The 1,052-nt window shown below is 49.8% G+C and carries 9 tRNA genes; all 9 read right to left on the bottom strand.

The features are described 5' to 3' along the window. Window positions 1-91 precede the first annotated feature (91 nt). A tRNA-Ala gene (locus V7122_RS23435) sits at window positions 92-167 on the bottom strand. A 9-nt stretch (window positions 168-176) separates the two neighbouring features. Next, window positions 177-253, bottom strand: a tRNA-Pro gene (locus V7122_RS23430). Window positions 254-257: 4 nt separating this feature from the next. Further along, window positions 258-334: transfer RNA gene (locus V7122_RS23425), tRNA-Arg, on the bottom strand. A gap of 15 nt (window positions 335-349) precedes the next feature. Then, window positions 350-438: transfer RNA gene (locus V7122_RS23420), tRNA-Leu, on the bottom strand. A 7-nt stretch (window positions 439-445) separates the two neighbouring features. Then, a tRNA-Gly gene (locus V7122_RS23415) sits at window positions 446-520 on the bottom strand. Between the two features lie 13 nt (window positions 521-533). Then, window positions 534-615 (bottom strand) — tRNA-Leu (locus V7122_RS23410). 9 nt (window positions 616-624) lie between these two features. Continuing rightward, window positions 625-700: transfer RNA gene (locus tag V7122_RS23405), tRNA-Lys, on the bottom strand. 165 nt (window positions 701-865) lie between these two features. After that, a tRNA-Thr gene (locus V7122_RS23400) sits at window positions 866-941 on the bottom strand. 7 nt (window positions 942-948) lie between these two features. Then, a tRNA-Val gene (locus V7122_RS23395) sits at window positions 949-1,024 on the bottom strand. Window positions 1,025-1,052 lie beyond the last annotated feature (28 nt).

The raw sequence follows: 1,052 nt of genomic DNA, 5'->3' as shown, positions 1-1,052 counted from the left end.
CAGTTTTCAAAGAACTATCGTATCGCTCAGAAGCGACTTTTCAATATTACTACGTTTTAAAAACAGTGTCAATAACTTTTTAAAACTTTTTTGGTGGAGCCTAGCGGGATCGAACCGCTGACCTCCTGCGTGCAAGGCAGGCGCTCTCCCAGCTGAGCTAAGGCCCCAAAATATAATGGTCGGGAAGACAGGATTCGAACCTGCGACCCCTTGGTCCCAAACCAAGTGCTCTACCAAGCTGAGCTACTTCCCGAAAATGGCGCGCCCGAAAGGAGTCGAACCCATAACCTTCTGATCCGTAGTCAGACGCTCTATCCAATTGAGCTACGGGCGCATTCTTTAATTTAAGTGGTGCCGAGGACCGGAATCGAACCGGTACGGTAGTCACCTACCGCAGGATTTTAAGTCCTGTGCGTCTGCCAGTTCCGCCACCCCGGCATGAATATGGAGCGGAAGACTGGATTCGAACCCGCGACCCCCACCTTGGCAAGGTGGTGTTCTACCACTGAACTACTTCCGCTTATCTTTATGAATGCGGGTGAAGGGAGTCGAACCCCCACGCCTCGCGGCGCCAGATCCTAAGTCTGGTGCGTCTGCCAATTCCGCCACACCCGCATATATAAATGGTGAGCCATGAAGGACTCGAACCTTCGACCCTCTGATTAAAAGTCAGATGCTCTACCGACTGAGCTAATGGCTCGGTATAAGATGTTGTTTCCTAAATGTTGATTGTGGTAGGAATTGTGCAACAAAGTCCTACGGTCTTTGTTGCAGATTTTAAAAACTTACCATTCGGTGAAGCAATGCTTCGAAGCTGTAATCTTTTAAAATCCTCTACCGACTGAGCTAATGGCTCTAAACTACGTGGTGCCGGCCAGAGGACTCGAACCCCCAACCTACTGATTACAAGTCAGTTGCTCTACCAATTGAGCTAGGCCGGCATATTAATGGTGGAGGATGACGGGATCGAACCGCCGACCCTCTGCTTGTAAGGCAGATGCTCTCCCAGCTGAGCTAATCCTCCATTTATTAAAGCCTAGCGACGTCCTACT

It is taken from the genome of Bacillus sp. JJ1532 (assembly GCF_036965085.1).
GTDB lineage: Bacteria > Bacillota > Bacilli > Bacillales > Cytobacillaceae > Cytobacillus.
Note: the sequence above shows the minus strand (reverse complement) of the source record. Positions and strands in the feature narration are given on the sequence as shown.